Raw genomic sequence first — 19,607 nt, forward strand, 5'->3', positions numbered from 1 at the left:
CTAAAAAACAGCTGCTGTAGAAAACGATGTCTCCGACGGGCGTAGCTGCGGCATATTCTCAGTTACGCGATCGCTCGATTAATTGCTTCTTCTTGACCAACTAAAGACAAGTAAGGCTCTTTTAAATATTTACGAGCTGAAGCGATCGCATCCTGGGCACTCACCAGAGCAATCAATTCTTGAAACTTGGTGTCAAAATCAATTCCTAAGCCCAAAGTTTCATACCACCCGTATATCTGAGCAATTTGCCCGTTCGTTTGTTTACCCAAGGCGTATTGCCCCAGGATCTTGTTTTTAGCAGCTTGGAGGGCGCTTTCAGATACTTCGGTGGTAGACAATAAATCTACTTCTGTACGCAGTCCCTCTAGGGCGATGCTGGTATTCTCCGGTGCTGTACCTATGTAAACCACAAACGACGCTGGAAATAGCCTTGTAGAGTAAAATGCAGACACTTCGTAAGCTAAACCTCGTTTTTCCCGCAATTCGACAAACAAGCGACTAGAAAGCCCATTTCCCAAGTAGGTACACAGCAATTTCAATGGGGCGTAGTCAACAGAACTCACCGATGTTCCTAAATAACCGAGCATCACGATTGATTGTTGTGTCTGTATTGGCTTTAGTTTTACCTGCGGTTCTACCTTAATTTCAGGTAAATTCAGTATTGGCAGTGCTTGGGCTGTAGCTTGCCAATCACCAAAAACTTCTTTCACCAATGCCACTGCATCTGTGGGTGTGACTCTACCAGCAATACTAATTACTAGATTATCTGGACGAAAATAAGTTTGGTGATACTCTACTAAATCCGCACGAGTTAAGCGGCTCATGGTGGTTTCATCTCCTAGCACTGACATCGAGTAGGGATGATTTTGGTACATTACCTGCCGCATTTGTTCAAAAGCGACATTGAACGGTTGCTCTTTTTGGGAACGAATATCTTGGAGTGCTAAACGTCGTTCTAGTTCAACTTGAGTTTCGGGAAAAGTCGGCGATCGCAAAATCCGCCCTGCCAATGTTAAAATTTCCCCAAAATCGGATGTTACCGTTTTGAAAGATAGCAAAAAATAATCAGTGCCAGTATCTGCACTCAAACTTGCTCCTACAGACTCGACTTTTTCTGCAATTTCTAAGCTAGAAAGTCCATCGCATCCCTTTGTCATCACTGCTGATAGCAAATGTGCCAACCCTGCTTGCTCCCGGTTTTCGTTACAACTACCAGCACGCACAAAAATTCGCGCCGCAATAATGTCCGCAGCAGGGTTTTCTGCCACCAGCACGACAATCCCATTGTTCAATACAGTGCGATGGATGGGCGATTTTTGCAGCAAGGTTGTCATTTGTCCTTTGTCCTTTGTCCTTTGTCATTTGTCCTTTGTCCTTTGTCATTCGTCTTTTGCTAATGACTAATGACTAATAACTAATGACTAACACGGTTTAAGTACAGTAACCGCGTAATTCTCCGGCGAGAGATACTGTTTAGCTAATTTTTGCAGTTCTTGGGCATCAAAAGACTGAATCTGCTGGGGATATGTCACAGCTAATTCCGCTTGGGCGATGGTATTGTAATATCCATAAAGCCCAGTCAGTTGATTTGGGGTTTCAGTAGAAAAGGCATACTCGTTACATAGAAGTCTGCGTATACGGGCAAGTTCTTGTTCACTAATTCCTCTAGTCTGCAAATCATCCAAATGAGCGCAAATTAAGGACTCAACCTCTTCCAGATTTTCTGGTTCCAACCAGGCAGTTATTGTAAATAAACTTGATTCCCGTTGTAAAGAAAAACTACTGTAAATTCCCTGTACCAATTGCAAATCTTCTCGCAAATCACGCACTAAACGCGAAGTCCGCCCTTCTGCTAATAACACCGACAACAAATCTAAACCATAGCCAGTACGAATATCTTCTACTCCGGGTACCAGCCACGCCATCAACAATCGCGCTTGCTCTATGCGTGGTAAACATAGTTCTTGACGGTGAATTCCTGTTATTACTGGCTTTGCCACTTTCTCAAACTGCGGACAATTCGAGCGTTCGGCAAAATCAGCAAATGAATGATTTACCATTTCCCAAGCTGGTTGCTGGGCTATACCTCCGGCAATTACCACCGTCATGTTTTCCGGCTGATAGTGAGTGCGGTGAAAAGAACGCATTGCTTCTGGCGATTGCTGCATCAGTTCTTGTTCAGTACCCAGCACCGAACGCCCGTAAGGGTGATGTGGATAGATGCTTTGAATTAGAGTTTGGAATCCGATCCAGTCGCAATCGTCCTGACAAGAGCGAATTTCCTCTAGCACCACGTCCCGTTCGCGGCTAAATTCATCTTCTGGAATTGCCGCATTGAGGAGTAGTTCTCCCAAGTAGGGCAGAGTATCTTTTAAATAAGGGGCAGCGGTGGTGAGTGAATAATGAGCATAATCATAGCTTGTCGCTGCATTACTCACGCCACCCCGGTTTTCAACTTTGGAATCGAACATTCCAGGGGGTAGCGTCGCCGTACCTTTAAAAATCATGTGTTCTAAAAAGTGCGCCATGCCGAACCACGGTTTTGGCTCTAGGCTAGCTCCAGCACGCACCCAAACATCCGCCACAACTACGGGAGTAGTGGGAATTTCTTGATGAATAAATGTTAAACCACTCTCTAGTCGGAAGACCGAGGCTGGAAATACGGTATTAGTTAATTGTTTTAACAATTTTTTGTAGCTTTAACCACAATTTAAGGCAATTGTGTCATCTTAACTCTGAACGATACTTCATTTAGAATCAAGTTATACAGATTTTGTAGAATTGTGCGATCGCTGTTGTCCACACTACCGAGAAATTGGACGCATTATGCATTGAGAGGAAAATCGCAAATTACTTAAAATACTGGAATCTCAATGACAAATTCTGTTCCTTCGCCAAGCACAGAATTGCAACTCAACCGCCCATCATGGGTTTGCTCGACAATTTGACGAGCGATCGCTAATCCTAATCCTGTTCCTTTCCCAACCTCTTTAGTGGTAAATAGGTGGTCAAAGATCCTTGCTCTAACCCCCTCTGGCATTCCCTGACCGTTATCTTTGATCCGAATTGTCACCGTGTTTTGGTCACTGGATACTTCGGTGTGAATCAGTATTTGGTGATGGTTAGCTTGCGCTTGGGCAAAAGAAAGCCCTTCACTGGAAGTATCTAAGGCATCAATTGCATTCGCGAGGATGTTCATAAATACTTGATTTAACTGTCCTAAAAAGCACTTTACAGGTGGTAATTTTCCGTATTCAGTGATGACTTCAATTGCTGGACGTTTTTCGTTAGCTTTGAGGCGATATTTCAAAATCAACAGGGTACTGTCAATTCCTTCATGGAGATTACAAGCAACTTTCTCGGCTGTATCGGCTCTGGAGAAGGTACGGAGGCTGATGCTAATGTCTTTAATCCGTTCTGAAGCCACCTTCATCGAACTTATAAGCTTTGGTAAGTCTTCAGTCAGGAATTCTAGGTCAATTTCTTGGCCATGCTCAATGACTGCCAAAGCAGGAGTGGAATGATGTTGTTGATAGTGTTGGATATGAGCGAGTAAGTCTTGGATATACTCTTCGGCATTATTGAGACTCCCTTTGAGAAATCCAATCGGATTATTAATTTCATGTGCCACCCCAGCAACCAAATTGCCCAAGGTTGCCATTTTTTCGTTTTGCACCATTTGTAATTGGGTATGCTCAAGTTCTTGTAGCGATCGCTCTAACTGTTGGGCATAATTTTGAGATTCTTGATAAAGACGGGCATTTTCTAGAGAGATGGCAGCTTGAGCGCATAGCAGTTGGATAACTTCGATGCGATCGCGAGTAAATGCACCAATTGTCAGCGGATTTTCTAGATATAGCAGCCCGATGAGTTTACCCTGATTTAACATCGGCGTACACAAGACACTCTTAGCTTGTTGCTGCATGAAATATGGATCGGCGATAAAATCAGTTTGTGCTGTTGCATCATCCAGCACAACAGTTTTTAAGCTGCGTTTGACTGAGTTTATCAGTGTAATCGGAATGCCTTCGCTGGTTGACAATGGTACAGATACCAGAGTGATTCCTTCATTGATGCTGGCTACAGCTTCAACCACTAAGTTGTCCTGTTGGAGTACAATTAATGCAGCTTTTTGTGCCCCAGCATTTTCCATCACCACTTGCAAAAGTGTAGTGAGTAATTGCTCTAATTGAATTTCGCTGGAGAAAGCTTGTGAGGCTTTAAAGATGGTGGCAAAATCGAGGGCTTCAGAAATACTGCTGCTAGAAAGATTTGTGTGAATGGTTTGATGGGGAAATGATGAGCCATCGACGGTTGAACTCAGTTGCAAGCGATGATGCTGCCCTTGTAAGATGGGAGCCAGGAGTTGAGGATAGCGTTTTTCTAAATACTCAGTTTTAGCTTTAGCGCCCCAACGAGCATAGCAGTAATAAGCTTCTTGCATATAAGCTTGGGCGATTTTTTCTTTTCCCCAGTCGAGGTAGAACTTGGCAGCTAGTTCATTGCTCAAGGCTTCTTCTTGGATATATTCGTTTTCTTTCGCTAGAGTTATGGCGCGATCGTACAGTTCCATCGCTGCCATCTTTTCGCCCAAAACCCGATGCCGTTCTGCTTCCACCAAATCAAATTTGTGCTGGAAATTCATCGGTGCAAATTTGGCTCGAAACTGCAATTTTTCCTGGTTTTCGCCAACCTTTAAAAGTAATTTCTCTTGTTGAGATGCTTCAGCCGTTCGATAGACAGCAAGTCGAGATAAAGAATCGTAATAGTAGAAAACAGGCACAGATAACATTCCTGCGGCACTATTGACGTATTGCTCTCCCTGATTTGCATTTTCAACAGCCGCAGGAAAATTCTCAAAAAGATAACTGAGTGTTAACTTATTTAAGAAAAATATATGGAGTGTTAATTCGTCGTTCTCTTTGATAAGCAAAGATAAGAGTTGTTCTTCTTGACAATTTTCACCAATGAGGCACTCTGGATTATCGCTATATTCGGTTAGATTTTTAATGCTTTGACAGACTATACTAGACCAATTTAATAAGCGCTGATTTTTGGCAAAGTTAGAATCGTAGGCTTTGAAATCTGCTCGCAGGATTTCCAAAACTTCTGTGCCACTTAAATAGACATAGAATAACTTGAAAATCATCGATGCCAGCACATGAAAAAAATCGCCTGTCTCTAATCCAATACTATGAGATTCCTGTAATAAACTAATTGAGGTGCGAACATGTAGTTTATTACATTGATTCAATGCAGCCACCTTAAATATAGTCATACTTTGAACAGATTTTGCTTGAAATCTATCCACAAGCATTAAAGCTAGCTTGCCAAATTCGTAGCCTGACTCTAATTGGTTACAAGTATTAAGTACAATTCCAAAATCTGCATACCCTGGTGCAGAGAGTGGTGCATTGCCGTATTTAAGAGATAAATTCACCTCTTCGCAGGCAATAATTGGGAACAGATAAGGCGCAGCTTGATGGATGGCGGGAGCGATACTAGCCATAATCCGCAAAGCAACCAAAGCTTTGGGATCATCCATCAATGGCAAATCAACTAAGCCCTGAATACTTTTGTCTGCCAAGGTAGAGAGCGTGTTTACTACATATTGCTGAATGTCTGGAGGTGTGACTGATTCAGGTAATGTTACCCCAAGTTGAGCGAGAAGTTCACGCCCAGTTGCGATCGCTTGGAATGGTTGACCCTGAACCTGATAAGCTTGGAGTTGAACTTCATAAACTTTCACTCTATCCAATAAGGTGGTTGTTTGTTGGATGACGACCTGGATAAGAGATTCCATCTGCTGAAATTCATGATTGAGAAAAGCAGCTTCGGCAGCTTCTTCGTATAAACTTCGAGTCAATTCATAGGCGATTTCCCAACTATTAATTGTCAGCAACTGCATTCCAGAATAGAAGTAATGAATTGCTGCACCATAAGCGGTAGCTTCTTTCGCTTTTCGACCAGCATTCAGATTTAACTGAGCTAATTGTTGACGTTCAGTCGGCTGGGTGATTAGCAATATTCCCCGATTTAACTGACTGACAATTTCAAAAATTCGCTCCTCTAGCTGAGACTCAGAGGTATTTTGCAAGAGTAATTGACCAATTTTAAGATGGGTAAATTGTTTCTGCTCACCTGGAATCAGAGAGTAAGCTGCTTGCTGCACTCGGTCATGTAAAAATTTATAGGTGGGAACTTGCAAATGGGAATTGAAGGGTTTTGAGTCTAAATCATGCCCACTATCTTGAAAGAATTTATAAACTTCATTAGTCGGTAAAACTAACCCTTCTTGCAAAGCTTTCCATAAAGATGCTGCCGTTTCAGTTTCCGATTGTTCAGAAACAATTGCTAAGGTTAGCAAATCAAACTGGTTGCCAATACACGCGGCTAATTTCAACACATTTTGCGTTGCTGCTGGCAATTTCTGCAACTGTAGCGCTACGAACTCTACCACATCATCGGTGAGAGCGAGTGTTTTCACAGCAGCAATATCACATTGCCAGTACCCTTGCTCAAAATTAAAAGTAATCAATCCATCTTCATATAATGCTTTGATAAATTGCGTTGCAAAAAATGGATTTCCCTGAGTTTTTTGATAGACCAGTTGCGTTAGAGGTTGGGCAATTTCACCTGAACAACTCAAGGTATCAACCACCAATTGATTTAAACTGGCTTTAGTTAACGGGGCTAAAGTAATGCTATGAATCGTGGCATTAGCCTTGCAAATCTCCGTTAAAGTTAACATCAACGGATGCCCGTTAGAGACTTCATTATCTCGATAAGCTCCAATTAAAAGTAAATATCCACTTCCTGACTCGCTGATCAATAACTGCATCAATTTGAGTGATGCAGAATCGCTCCACTGTAAATCATCGAGGAAAATTACTAATGGATGTTCTTTTGTGGTGAATACTTGAATGAACTTTTGTAAGAGTAAATTGAAGCGATTCTGGGCTGCACTCGGTGAAAGTTCCGTTGCAGGTGGTTGTTGACCAATAATTTGTTCTAGTTCGGGAATTACCTCCAGAATGACTTGACCCTGCTCCCCCAGCACTTGTAAAATTTTATTTTTCCAAGTTGACAATTGTTCATCTGATTCACTCAGCAATTGCCCCATTAAGTCTCGAAACGCCTGGACAAAAGCAAAGAAGGGAATATTCCGATTAAATTGGTCAAATTTGCCTTTGATGAAGTAGCCCCTCTGCCGGACAATGGGTTTATGAACTTCGTTGACCAAAGCAGTTTTACCAATACCAGAAAAACCAGCCACCAGCATTAGTTCTACCCCCCTGAATCCTCCCTTACCAAGGGGGGATTCAGGGGGGTTGGTAACGCGCTCAAAGGCTTTTAGCAGGGTTTCAACTTCATGCTCACGGCCATAGAGTTTTTCTGGGATAATAAAGCGATCGCACACATCCTGTTGGGCAATTGGGAAGCTTTCAATCTTATCCGTTTGCTTGAGTTGAGCTAAACAATTTTCTAAATCATATCTCAGCCCTAATGCACTCTGATAGCGGTCTTCGGCATTTTTCGCCATCAATTTGCTGACAATAGATGAGAGTACAGGCGCAATTTGTGGATTAATCTCATCTACTAAAGGCGGAAGTTTGGCAATATGACAATGTACCAATTCCATCGGATCGTGCGATTGAAATGGTAATTGCCCTGTTAGTAATTCGTAAAAAGTTACACCCAAAGAATAAAAATCAGTCCGGTAATCAATCCCCCGATTCATCCGTCCAGTTTGCTCTGGAGACAAATAGCCGAGTGTCCCTTCTAAAACATTAGGACTCATGAGGCTTTGAGTTTCTCGTGGCAACAGAGATGCAATACTAAAGTCAATTAACTTAACTTCTTTAGTTTTTGGATGAATTAAAATATTGGCAGGTTTAATATCTTTGTGAATGACCCGATGACGAATTAGAATATCTAATGTATTGCACAGAGCGATCGCTACTTGTAAAAACTCAATGAGAGCTTGTGGTGTTTCCCCTATTCTCCTATTCTCTCCTCTGTCTTGCCACTGCTTTAGAGAAATTCCCCCAAAGTCTTCCATCACTAACACATAGCCATTCTGATAGGGTTCCAGGCTGTAGGTTTGGATGATTCCAGGCAGATTCAAATTTTTGGCGATGGTGAACTGGTTGCGAAACTGTACCAATTCATTGAAGCTGGGAAAAGCAGTTTTCATCAGCTTAATCACCACAGATTTTTGGTCAGTTTCTCGATTAGCGCGATAAACTAAGGTTCGAGAACCGTTGTAGAGTTCTTTGCTAACGTGATATCCGGAAATGCTGACCATAGAGCTTAATTCTTGAGACCTCAGTATCTAGGTTTCCCAAAAACATGGCAATCTTTACTGTCAGTTCGCTTATTTTAAACTAAATTAAATAATTAAAGCTCCCAAATTACAACTGAATTTGGGAGCTAATAATTTTAAGTTCACCGCGACGCCGTTTTACCTAAGTTTATGACCTGGGTTTATCCAGGTGGGAACCTAAATTCCTCGTTTAAAGTTTCCGGGTACATGCCCGGTATACTGCCACGAGAACAGTTGACTCCCTTGTCATTAAAGGCATAGATCAAAAAACTTGATGGCAGTCACCAACGTCGTAGTGCAACTCACTCATTATAGCTTTTCAAAAGATGTTGTGTGTTCAATATCGAAAGTTTCTGAAATATTTACCTGGGATACCAGATAGATTCTATGCTGTGGGCGATGTCGTTGGCGATGGCTGCGCCGACGCCAAGGGTGATCGCACTTCCCAACTCTTGATTCTGATTATCCAGCAAAACGGTAACATGTCCCAACTTTCGCCCAGGACGTGATTCTGTCTTCCCATACCAGTGAACATGCGCCTGGGGAATCTCTGCTATTTTTTGACGCTGGCTTTGGTAGTCGCTGTGAGAATTTTCATACCCCAGTAGGTTCACCATCACAGCGCCAGCACACTGCAAAGCCGGATTCCCTAAAGGTAAACCACAAACGGCTCTCAGGTGTTGCTCAAACTGAGAAGTTTCACAGGCATCAAGAGAAAAATGCCCAGAATTGTGGGTACGGGGCGCAATTTCATTTACCAAGACTTTGCCATCAGCACGGATAAATAGCTCAATTCCAAAAATCCCCACTACTTCTAGGCTATTTAATAGAGTATGTGCGATCGCTTGGATTTCTGCTACTTGATTGGGCGTAATCTCGGCTGGCGCAATCACCCGCCGACACACTTGGTGTTCTTGTTGGGTTTCTACTACTGGATAAGTGACAATTTTTCCCTCTACAGAACGCGCTGCAATTATTGCTAGTTCTCTTTCAAAAGGGACAAATTCTTCTAACAAGAAAAGCGATTGATTTAAAGTCTTTGTTGTGCTTTCATCACTTAGCTTTTGCTCTAAAGTAGCAAAATCCTCAATTATGAAAGTACCCTGACCATCATAACCGTGGCGTCTGGATTTTAGTACTGCTGGAAAATCTAGATATTCTATTTTTGATTTGATATTTTCCACCTCGTCAAAGGCAAAAAATTGCGGAACTGGTAAGCCCAAATCGCGTAAATAGCAACGCTGATGATATTTATCTAAAAGAGGAGCTAAAGCTTCTAATCTGGGACGGAAACAAACGCCTTGCTGTGCTAAAACAGATAAAGCTTGCAGGTTAACAAATTCGTTTTCAAAGGTGATGACATCGCATTTTTTAGCTAATATTTCTGTAGCACTGGCGTCATCTACCGGGGCGAAAACGATTTCCTGAGCAATTGACACGGCCGGGTCGTGTTCACTAGGAGTTTGTATTACCAATTCTACGCCTAGCTTCTGTGCTGCATCTGCCATCATCCAGACAAGTTGTCCACCACCAATTACACCAACACGCTTCATTGACATCCTAAAGAATCACGAGTTTGCACGCCTGTTTTGGAATTCACACCACTGGCTTTTTCACACAGTTCTTTGATTTGTGCCCGATCCAAAATTGCATCTGTAAAATCTGCACCGTCTATATTTACATCATTAAAGATAGCGCGGAGCAAAAGAGCTTCTTTGAAAACTGCATCGCTCAAATCTGCCTTAGTCAAGTTTACCTGATCAACCATTGCATTCGTTAAATCCGCTCCGTGGAGATTTGCTTTTGTCATCACTGAAGCACTCATGACTGCTCCTCGCAAGTCAGCGTTTGTAAAGTTAGCCATTTCCATATTGGCGTTAGAAAACTCCGCAGCTTGCAAACTTTCACCAGAAAAATCACGTCTTGATAACTCTGCATTGCTAAATGACAGTGGATGAGTCCAGTCTACTGCCAGTGCGGGAGCAGCCACACACCATATAATAATTCCCAAAAGGAACGCCAACCCTTGCCGCCAAAATCTATCGAGAGCCAATTTGGTGTCTAATCGCTGCATTTAAGCTTACCGCATTTAAATATTAGCAAGACTGGATCATCCTAATTGAGACTCGCAGTCTTACTACTGGACTTGGGAGATGTGTATTTCTCTAGCTTAATATTTTGTAACGCAAAAAGGGTAGATGCGTAACCCGTCGTAGACATCGCTTCTCACCTTGAGCTTGAGAGCGGCAATATTAAGAGCGATCGCACTCAATATATCAAGAAAGTTATTACCAAATACTGATGTAAATAACTGAGTAGAAGTTACTTTTGACATCAGGCAAGCTTTAGCAGAACCTATAGCTGTTGATGAAGCTTAAACTTGAAACTCCCAACTCTAAAGGAATGGTTTAGCTGGATAAAGCAATGTCTACGATGGGCTATCCAGTAACGCTGGTTGATTTGTTCACAATTCTTCATTTTTAGATTTCAATTTCCGAATATCAAAAGTTTTATTGAGCAGTAATACTCAGCGACTTATTTACAATTCTTGACTTTCCATTTTTCAAGTAAAGTTTATTGTCTTTTAAATTCAACAGTCCCGATCAACTGTTAGTCTTTTAATTAATGAAAGCAAGGTTTGAGCGTAATTATATGCGTCTCAATTGCTTAACAAAGCTTAAAAGTTCGATAGTTAGCGTTAATTTTATAACGATTAGTTAGTGCTTCAGGAATCTCTAAGAGTTTACATTCACCAAGTACACAACTTCCACAAATCAAACTCCGAAACCCGATGATGAATCATTACTCACTTCAATGGATTGAGGCATGGTGCCAAGAAAATGGCTGGACAGATTTATTTGTCGAGCGACGTAACAACTTTTGGGCTTTCCCTCCGGGTGGGGTAATGCCGGAACCAATTCCAGTTCATGCTCTTAGATTGATTAAAGCGGAAAAGGGACTGACTTTTGAAGAACGATTGTGGTCGATGTCCGCAGTAATTGGCACAATCCTAGCTGTTCTTTTTACCTTTTGGTTGCAGTCGCCGATGCCATTAGTTTTAGCTTTCGCTTTGAACGCCGTTACGGTGGCTCAATTTGAACTTGAAGATGCCTAAATTCTTATTTTGGGCTTTGCTATTCAAAACTGCTCTTGTCTACTTTCAGCAAGAGCAGTTTTGAATTTAATGATTTGTATAGCAACCGTCTAGAAACCACCCATTCCAAATCAATAAAACGCTGACGCTGTATTCATTTTGAATTTTGAGTTTTGAAATTTGGAATTCCGCTTTGCAGTACTAGTCTATTCGGACATAACAATTAGAAATCACTAACACCTAAGATCAGCTATAGGACTAATATTTGATTTTTGAAATACACGTAGGGGAGCCAGTGCGTTGCGGAGGTTCCCGACGCTCGAGTACTCGCTAACGCTGCGCTATCCGTTGTAGCAACTGGCGTTGTGTGAGCGCAAAAAGTATGGCACTATTCCAAGCTTTTGATGCGTTACGCTCCGCTAACACACCCGACAAGACTACTGAGATTTTTTCAAAAACAATTTACGATTCCGATAGCAGGTACAGCTACCTTCGCGTGTTTGTTAACGTAGTCCACAAACAATTGCTTCAATCGGGGACTAACACCAGTATGTTCAAAGAATCCAAAGCCCAGATTCCTAGCTTTTGCTAAGGTTTCCTCTGGTGTTAATCCTTCCTGGATAGCGATACTCAACAGCGCAATTCCAGTCGAACGCATCCCGGCGGCACAATGTACAACTGCTGGTTTAGGGATTTGTTCGAGTGTCGTGAGGATTTTGGTAATCACCTCTTCATTCAAATTTTTCAGATCCACCTTAAGTGGAACATTTTGATAATACAGCCCCAATGCTTCCGCTAATTTTTGCTCATCCTTAGAAAATCCTAGTTCATCAGGCGATCGCAGATTTAGAACGGACTTAAAACCTTCTTGAATAGCTTGCTCAAGCTGTTTCGGTACGATTTGTCCTGTAGTTGTCAAGTTTTCGTTAATCTTTATGGCGTTGATCACATTCACTCCTTTTGAGTTTCTAATGTCTTCCAGCTTGGTAAATACTCTAAGCAAGCTTTGAGAAGATATTTTAAATAAACACAGCAAAATAAGCCAAATATCACGATATATTGCTTGATTGCTTCAAAATTTGTCTTTTGAAGCAAGTTATTTTATTGCTTTATCCATAGTATACGGTTTGTCGATAGATTTAATGTTGATTAGAGTTTATTATACTTTTTGTCGATAGAATTAACGTAATTTATACTTCAAGAGTTATACTATTGGGCAAGTTGGGGGAGCAATTGATCGAGACTTTCGGGAATAATGGTATAAATAATGACTGTCATCGAACAAGTTTATTCTCTATCGATTGGAATAGTATTGTTCTCAAATGTGAAGCAGTTAGATTTCACAGCGCCATACGAAGTCTTTGCCAAAGGCGCAGTTATATCTGCTGGTAGAAATACTCGAACCAATTTGGAGCGATCGCGGTAATTAGTTATGATTCTTAGAGTCATTGCACCCCACGGGGAGCCAGTGCGGTCTTCTCGCTTCTCTGCGAACAAAGGACAGCTTGCTTCTAAGAGTACACAATCTCAAATCCAAAATGGTATAAGGTATAATCTGAATGCCAGCCCTGAACCTATGAGCGCTAACGAAATATCTCTTCGACCTGCCCAAGAAACAGATGCCTGGGTGCTGAATGCAATTCATACTGCTGCTATCAAAGCTCTGCCTGCAACTTTTTACACCCCAAAAGAACTTTTAGCTTGGCGTAATTACCGTAACAAACCTGATGGTTCAAATATCTTGAAGCGTATGAAAGTGGAATCTTTCTGGGTTGCGAACGAGGGAGATGCTGTTATCGGTTTTGCTAGTTTTTTTGTTGATGAACTCATTGGGCTGTATGTCCATCCTAAATATCAAGGTAAAGGAATTGGCCGTGCTTTAGTTCAACATTTTTGCGACGAAGCAACCAATCAAGGTATAGATAAGGTAATTACAACTGCTAGCCTTTATGCTGAAGGGTTTTATTTACGGCTGGGATTTACTGCCATCCAAAGAGCGCCTCATTATTTAAGAAGTGGGATAGTTGTTCCAGTTACTAAAATGAGGAAAACATTAGCTACTGCACCAAAATCAATTTAAGGGTAAAGATTTTCAACAACTTTAAAAATGCCGACATCAAGATTATTTTTCGGCAAGTTACGACCACTTTTTCTACATAATCTATGATGTAAGTAAGTACTTGCCAGCATAAATGAATAAAAGCATCCGTTCATCAACTCTCACCCGTACACGTTTGATAGAAGCCGCCTTGCAGGTATTTGCTAGTTTAGGTGTTCAAGGAGCAACCACCCGTGAAATAGCTCGTGTTGCTGGTGTGAATGAGGTGACTTTATTTCGTCACTTTGCTAGCAAAGAACAACTTCTAGGGGCAGTAATGAAAAATGCCTTGGCACTCCAGACAGAAGCCCTTGCACACCCCGAAGCGTGGACGCAGGATCTAAAAATTGATTTAAGACAGTATGCCCATCTTTACAATACTATGCTAGAGACACAGGAGGACTTAATTCGTACCTTCATTGGAGAAGCTAAACGTCATCCAGAGGCAGCCAAACAAGTGATTCAAGAAGCTGTCAAGCCCTTAGGGGAAAAACTGGTAGCTTACCTGCAATCGAGTCAGAAACTAGGCACCGTCAGAGCAGATATTGATCCATTTCCGGCTGTCGATATGTTTACAGGAATGCTGTTAGCTGGAATGCTATGCCGCAGTGTAAAATTCAATCCAAGCAGCTATAGCTGTGAAGACTATATCGAAACCTGTGTAGATATTTTTGTATCCGGTATCAGTGCCACTCCCCTCTCAGTTGTTGATGCAGCTGTAAGAGGATGTTTGAAAAGTGGTTAGCTGTGATTTTAGGCACTTCTAGATCCCCCCTAACCCCCCTTAAAAAAGGGGGGCAACCTCTCTCAAAGTCCCCCTTCTTTAAGGGGGATTTAGGGGGATCTCAAAGTATTTGCTACCAAGAAGAGGACTTGTTCATTCATCCTCTAAGCCATGAGCCAAATTAAGTAGGTCGGCGTAAATAATTATCGTTGGGATAAGGCAGGGAGCCGAGAGCAAGGGGAAAAAAGACATTGATATAGCTATGTTAGGTTTAGAAGCGATCGCCACTAACTAAAAGCGCTTGTTGTTTTGCCAGCACTTGTTTGCGTAACAAGAGTAATTGTCTATCTTTAATGCCTTCGGTGATTAATCCCTCAACAGTTTTCATGAGATAATCAGCGCAGGAACCCAATTTTCCCGATGCGGTGGCAATGCTATTAACAGTAGTTGTTAATGATATCTGATCAGCGTATCTGGGATGTTGGCGATTAGCAACAAAGGCGATCGCGAGGAATTTCTGCGTACCGTCAAATACCTTCACCCAACGAGCAACGTAGACACCAGCTAACATCTCCCGTCGCCAAATCAGCAGTAATTCAGATGGGACATCAGCAGCAGCAATGCGATAAATAACGCCACGACAGCTACCGCCCCGATCAAGTCCTAAGAGTAATCCTGGATTCTGTGGAGTACCGCGACCGAGGATCATCCATGTACAGAAGCGCCGATGCCAACCATAAATGATCCCAGCACGGCGCTCGACGTATGTGATTAAGGGATTCCAAATCAGCGAACCGTAGGCAAATATCCAAATATCAGAATTTGGTGGCTGCTGTTGTAGTGTTTCATCAAGCGATCGCTGTAACTCATCTTCACTCAGGGTAGTTAGCTTGATTCCAGAGTGTGATGCTTCTAATAGTCTCGTCTGTACGTTTCCGCCTTCGAGGTCGCTACGACTGAGTGACATAATATAGATTATTTATTTTTCTGTAAATCTTCAGTAATTTATATCATGTCCGCTTGATTACTTACTAAACCCCAAGCACCCCACCCCTTAATCCCCTCCCCGCAAGCGGGGAGGGGAGACGAAGCGTAGCTTTGGCGGGGTGGGGTTCTTCGGGTTTAATTAAGTAATCAAGCGGACATGATATCACTCTAACTTTAAGATAATTTAATGATCAACGAACAGCTTTCAAGGTATCGTAAAGTAGCTTGTAGCGGTTAAACCCTGCTTCATACAAAGGATTTGACTGCGGCTGTACTACATTACTATCCGGCGCGAAGATATTGAGTGCAGCTTCTAAATCCAGGTAAACACCAATCCCCACCATTGCCAAAATAGCTGCTCCGTAAGCAGCTCCTTCTTCGGCTTTGGGAGCAATGAGTTTTGTTTGCAAAACATCTGCCAAAATTCGTAACCAGATGTGAGAACGTGCGCCTCCACCCGTTGCTAAGAGTTGATCGAGGGGAGCGATCGCGCTGATGACTTCCAATGCTGACCGCAAGCTGAATGCAACCCCCTCCAGCACAGCACGAGTTATATCTGCTTGCGTATGAGCTAATGACAAATTCACGAAAGCACCGCGAGTATCTGGATCGAGGTGAGGACTGCGCTCTCCTGCGAGGTGGGGTAGAAATAGAACACCACGCGCACCAGGCTGCGATCGCTCTGCCATATCCATCAGATCGGTATAAGATATCTGCGGTGCAAATGTATCTCGATACCAACGCAGAGAACTACCTGCTGCCAGCGTCACTCCCAACAGATGATAGCCACCATCTACATGACAAAACAAATGTACCCGACCTTCGGGATCGGGAATTGGGCGATGGCACGGTGCAAAGATAACTCCTGATGTGCCAATACTCAAACTACCCAGATTCAGGTTGCTTGATGAGATGCCCAAACCGATGGCTGCGGCGGCATTGTCACCTCCACCTGCGATTACAGGTAATCCCACAGGTAAACCCACGCGGGCGGCTATTTCTGATTTTAGCCGTCCAGCGATCGCAGTAGATTCGATGACTGTGGGGAACAATGCTGGATTGATATCGAGAGTATGGAGAATATCTGTATCCCATTGCCGATTCACCAGATTCAGGCAGCCAACACCAGAGGCATCAGATGGTTCTGTCACTGGTTCGCCTGTTAGCACATATCCCAGATAATCTTTGGGCAAAAGAATTTGCCACAACCGAGTGTATGCTTGCGGTTCTTCAGTCCGCAACCATAAGAGCTTCGGCAGTTGAAACCCTGTAATTGCCGGATTTCCAGTCCGCTGAATCAACTCCTGACGGGGAATAGCAGTTTCAATCTCAACAACAGCTTTACCTGTGCGCTGGTCATTCCACAAAATTGCGGGTCTAATCGCTTTCCCCTCTGCATCGACAGGAACCATACCATGCATTTGTCCAGACAAACCGAGGGCAATCGCTTGGTATCCGTCTAGCTGTTGAGTAAGATCAAAGAGAGCATCCAAACTTGCTTCGACCCAATCCAATGAGTTCTGTTCCGTCCAACCGGGTTGTGGAGTTAACAGGGGATAGCTTCTGGTTGACTGAGCGATAATTTGTCCTTGCAGATCAACTGCGATCGCTCGTACTCCTCCTGTACCTAAGTCTAAACCAACTACGATGTCAGTCAATTTCCCCTCCTTAGCGCAGCGCATCACGGACTGAGCCTAAAACAAATTTTGGCATTTTTTATTTTAATGTTCTTGTCCTGTTGGTCGGATGAGGATTTCGTTGACATTAACGCGCGGCGGTTGCGTGAGGGCGTAAACGATGGCAGCAGCAATGTCTTCGCTTTGTAGAGGTTCAATTGACTTGCGTCGTTCTTGAATCCGTTGTTTAGCAACGGGATCGGTAATTTGGTTGTCAATTTCCGTATCCACCAAACCAGGTTCGATAATAGTAACGCGGATGTTGTCCTTGTGGACTTCTTGGCGCAATGCTTCCGAGAGAGCATTAACACCCCATTTGGTAGCATTATAAACACCAACACCCGCCCGCGCTGTCCGGCCAGCCACTGAGGAGATATTGACTATATGCCCCGATTTTTGCGCCTTCAACAGAGGCAAAACTGCATGAGTAGCATATAGCAGTCCTAATACGTTAAGGTCAAACGATCGCCGCCAGTCTGAGCTATTTCCAGCTTCAATAGTGCCGAGTAAGGCAATCCCGGCATTGTTGATCAGGATATCGACCCTTCCCAATTCTGCATTTGCTTTTGCCACCAAGTTATTTACTTGGGTTTCATCAGTCACATCGGTGACAATAGGCAATGCCTTGCCACCACTAGATTCTATCCGTTCTGCTAATGCCTGAATGCGATCGCCACGCCTAGCAGCGAGTACTACTGTTGCTCCAACTGAAGCCAAGGCGATCGCAGTTGCTTCTCCAATTCCTGCTGAAGCTCCAGTGATAATTGCTACTTTTCCCTCTAATTTACCTGTCATTTATCTAACTCCTTAATAATTGATAATTGGGTATGGGGCAATTCGATTTTGGATTGAGGATTTTGGATTAAATTTCAATCTAAAATCCAAAATCTAAAATTCTTGCTCCCCTACCCCCTGCCTTTTACTGATCCTCAAAACGGATGCAACTGCTGCCCCACATAGTATTAGGGCTGCAAAGCGAAAAGTTCCTTGGAACCCCGCAACGATCGCATCAGGAGGGGCAACAGAGACATCTGCACCCGCAGACATGCTAGCGATTAACGCTCCAAATACTGCCCCAATTAGAGAAACTCCTACGGTGTTCCCTGAAGTACGTGACAAAGACAGCAGCCCAGAAGCAATCCCTAGCCGCTCCCTCGGTACTGTTCCCATAACAGTGCTGTTGTTGGGCGATTGGAATAAACCCAGACCAATGCCGTAAATAAAATAGCGTGATACATAGCCTAGCTCAGTAATTTGAGCATCAAAGGTGCTAATGCCCAGACAGCCACCAATCATCAACCCCAGCCCAATTGAACTGATCAGTCGAGCGCCAAAGCGGTCTGAAAGTATTCCAGCTAGGGGGGCAATTAATCCACTCAGTACAGGTGACACAGCTAGTAACAGCCCTACTTTTACCGTCGGATAATGCTTGACGCTCTCTAGAAAGAAAGGGACGATCAGTAGCGAACCGCCAATAACAATGAATGCTAGCCAGCCACTTAGCAAACCCATACTCAACTGAAGATTGCGAAACAGCTTTAGCTCTAGTAGTGGTTGCTCTAGGATCGCTTCAACTACCAAAAAAGTCGTGAAACTCACGGCGGCGATCGCTAATAATACCAATGCATTGATACTGCTAAAGCCCTCGCTTTGCCCTAGCGTCATACCCAGCCCAAAACTAGCCAGAGTCAATAAAGCAAATATGGCTCCAAAAAAGTCAAATTTCTGTTTGCCCTGAATGCGTACAGAAGGTGGCACTACCCTAGCTACTAAGAAACTAGCTATGATCCCCAGGGGTACATTGACGAAGAATATACTATGCCAGCCTGACCAGCTTAAGAGCAGTCCGCCAGCAGAAGGGCCAAAAGCAATTCCCAGTGACACTACACTACCGATGACGCCAACAGCCCGACCTCGTTCCCAAGAGGGAAAAACTTCTGTGATAATTGCCAAACCAAGCCCAGAGATGAACACAGCACCTAGTCCTTGAAGTGCCCGAAAGCCGATCAACCACTCAATACTAGGTGCAAAACCACACAATAGCGAACTGAAAGTGAACAGAACCAGTCCCCCTTGGTATAAGGACTTCTTACCCCACATATCCCCCAGACGCGTTGCTCCCAAAACTAAACCGGAACTGACCAACTGGTAACTCAATACAGCCCATTGGGTCTTAGGGAAACTAGTGCCAAAGGCTTTCACCAATGTGGGCAAAGCAACATTGATGATGCCCACATCTAGGGTAGACATGAACACCCCAAGTCCGACACCGAGTAAGACCCAATTTTTTTGAGAGGCTGATAAAGTCAGAGGTTGTGCTTGGAATTGTGCCAACGTTTAGCCTCCGCCTTTGACTTTACGGTTGTGAATAGTTTGCATACGTATATTCATTGTAGGGTGCTATCCTCACTACCAGTTTCCATCCCTAACGTTGGCGATTTTGTTGACAGCGATCGCAGCAGGCGCTTCGTTCATCACAAATGCTCTGGCTCACTTGGAAAATTAAAGTTGATTCCAGGCATCGACTTCTCAATCCTCAAGACTGGTTTTTCTACTTCTCATATATTTGGTAGAGTACCTGGATACTCTTAACTCCGCGCTCCTTGCGATATATCAACGATAGTATTCAACAAAATACGGTAACTTGATAGATTTACTGTTTTAATCCTAGTTAGCAAATTATCATAGACAAGTTTAAGAAG

General features: G+C 43.1%; 15 protein-coding genes and 1 other RNA gene. 4 read left to right on the forward strand and 12 right to left on the reverse strand.

Going from position 1 to position 19,607, the window contains the following annotated elements:
• Positions 1-62: 62 nt before the first annotated feature.
• The 7 genes from V7K62_RS02990 to V7K62_RS03020 form a co-directional block, all read right to left on the reverse strand.
• Positions 63-1,334: a M16 family metallopeptidase gene (locus V7K62_RS02990; protein ID WP_334861549.1), complete on the reverse strand. Its 1,272-nt coding sequence runs from the start codon at positions 1,332-1,334 to the stop codon at positions 63-65.
• Between the two features lie 87 nt (positions 1,335-1,421).
• A complete protein-coding gene (locus V7K62_RS02995) occupies positions 1,422-2,687 on the reverse strand; it encodes a M16 family metallopeptidase (RefSeq protein ID WP_334861551.1) in 1,266 nt (421 codons plus the stop codon).
• Between the two features lie 167 nt (positions 2,688-2,854).
• Complete coding sequence (locus V7K62_RS03000; RefSeq protein WP_334861553.1) at positions 2,855-8,308, reverse strand: trifunctional serine/threonine-protein kinase/ATP-binding protein/sensor histidine kinase; 5,454 nt, start codon at positions 8,306-8,308, stop codon at positions 2,855-2,857.
• A gap of 136 nt (positions 8,309-8,444) precedes the next feature.
• Positions 8,445-8,628, reverse strand: a non-coding RNA gene (ssrS, locus tag V7K62_RS03005) — 6S RNA.
• Positions 8,629-8,688: 60 nt separating this feature from the next.
• A complete protein-coding gene (locus V7K62_RS03010; protein ID WP_334861653.1) occupies positions 8,689-9,879 on the reverse strand; it encodes a 5-(carboxyamino)imidazole ribonucleotide synthase in 1,191 nt (396 codons plus the stop codon).
• Positions 9,876-10,400: a pentapeptide repeat-containing protein gene (locus tag V7K62_RS03015; protein WP_334861555.1), complete on the reverse strand. Its 525-nt coding sequence runs from the start codon at positions 10,398-10,400 to the stop codon at positions 9,876-9,878. The genes V7K62_RS03010 and V7K62_RS03015 overlap by 4 nt, the downstream gene beginning before the upstream one ends.
• Before the next feature lie 96 nt (positions 10,401-10,496).
• On the reverse strand, positions 10,497-10,661 hold the full coding sequence (locus V7K62_RS03020; RefSeq protein ID WP_334861557.1) for a hypothetical protein: 165 nt from the start codon (positions 10,659-10,661) through the stop codon (positions 10,497-10,499).
• A 456-nt stretch (positions 10,662-11,117) separates the two neighbouring features.
• On the opposite strand from V7K62_RS03020, the gene V7K62_RS03025 reads away from it, so the two are divergent.
• Positions 11,118-11,441: a hypothetical protein gene (locus V7K62_RS03025; protein ID WP_334861559.1), complete on the forward strand. Its 324-nt coding sequence runs from the start codon at positions 11,118-11,120 to the stop codon at positions 11,439-11,441.
• Positions 11,442-11,871: 430 nt separating this feature from the next.
• Here V7K62_RS03025 and V7K62_RS03030 read toward each other — a convergent pair whose 3' ends face one another.
• Positions 11,872-12,369 (reverse strand): protein tyrosine phosphatase family protein, encoded by a 498-nt coding sequence (locus V7K62_RS03030; protein WP_334861561.1) that lies wholly within the window; start codon positions 12,367-12,369, stop codon positions 11,872-11,874.
• Positions 12,370-12,687: 318 nt separating this feature from the next.
• On the opposite strand from V7K62_RS03030, the gene V7K62_RS03035 reads away from it, so the two are divergent.
• The 3 genes from V7K62_RS03035 (at position 12,688) to V7K62_RS03045 (ending at position 14,263) form a co-directional block, all read left to right on the forward strand.
• The gene (locus V7K62_RS03035) at positions 12,688-12,846 is read left to right on the forward strand and encodes a hypothetical protein (RefSeq protein WP_334861564.1); all 159 of its coding nucleotides are present in this window, start codon (positions 12,688-12,690) and stop codon (positions 12,844-12,846) included.
• A gap of 6 nt (positions 12,847-12,852) precedes the next feature.
• Positions 12,853-13,500, forward strand: a complete 648-nt coding sequence (locus V7K62_RS03040; RefSeq protein WP_334861566.1) for a GNAT family N-acetyltransferase — start codon at positions 12,853-12,855, stop codon at positions 13,498-13,500.
• 112 nt (positions 13,501-13,612) lie between these two features.
• Positions 13,613-14,263 (forward strand): TetR/AcrR family transcriptional regulator, encoded by a 651-nt coding sequence (locus V7K62_RS03045; protein WP_334861568.1) that lies wholly within the window; start codon positions 13,613-13,615, stop codon positions 14,261-14,263.
• A 250-nt stretch (positions 14,264-14,513) separates the two neighbouring features.
• Here the strand turns inward: V7K62_RS03045 and V7K62_RS03050 are convergent, their stop codons facing one another.
• From V7K62_RS03050 to V7K62_RS03065, 4 genes are all read right to left on the reverse strand, one after another.
• On the reverse strand, positions 14,514-15,209 hold the full coding sequence (locus tag V7K62_RS03050; RefSeq protein WP_334861570.1) for a gamma-glutamylcyclotransferase: 696 nt from the start codon (positions 15,207-15,209) through the stop codon (positions 14,514-14,516).
• 211 nt (positions 15,210-15,420) lie between these two features.
• A complete protein-coding gene (xylB, locus tag V7K62_RS03055) occupies positions 15,421-16,887 on the reverse strand; it encodes a xylulokinase (protein ID WP_334861571.1) in 1,467 nt (488 codons plus the stop codon).
• 63 nt (positions 16,888-16,950) lie between these two features.
• A complete protein-coding gene (locus V7K62_RS03060) occupies positions 16,951-17,700 on the reverse strand; it encodes an SDR family NAD(P)-dependent oxidoreductase (RefSeq protein ID WP_334861573.1) in 750 nt (249 codons plus the stop codon).
• A gap of 93 nt (positions 17,701-17,793) precedes the next feature.
• Positions 17,794-19,239: a DHA2 family efflux MFS transporter permease subunit gene (locus tag V7K62_RS03065; RefSeq protein WP_334861575.1), complete on the reverse strand. Its 1,446-nt coding sequence runs from the start codon at positions 19,237-19,239 to the stop codon at positions 17,794-17,796.
• Positions 19,240-19,607: the final 368 nt, after the last annotated feature.

Source organism: Nostoc sp., assembly GCF_036917935.1.
Classification (GTDB): Bacteria; Cyanobacteriota; Cyanobacteriia; order Cyanobacteriales; family Nostocaceae; genus Nostoc.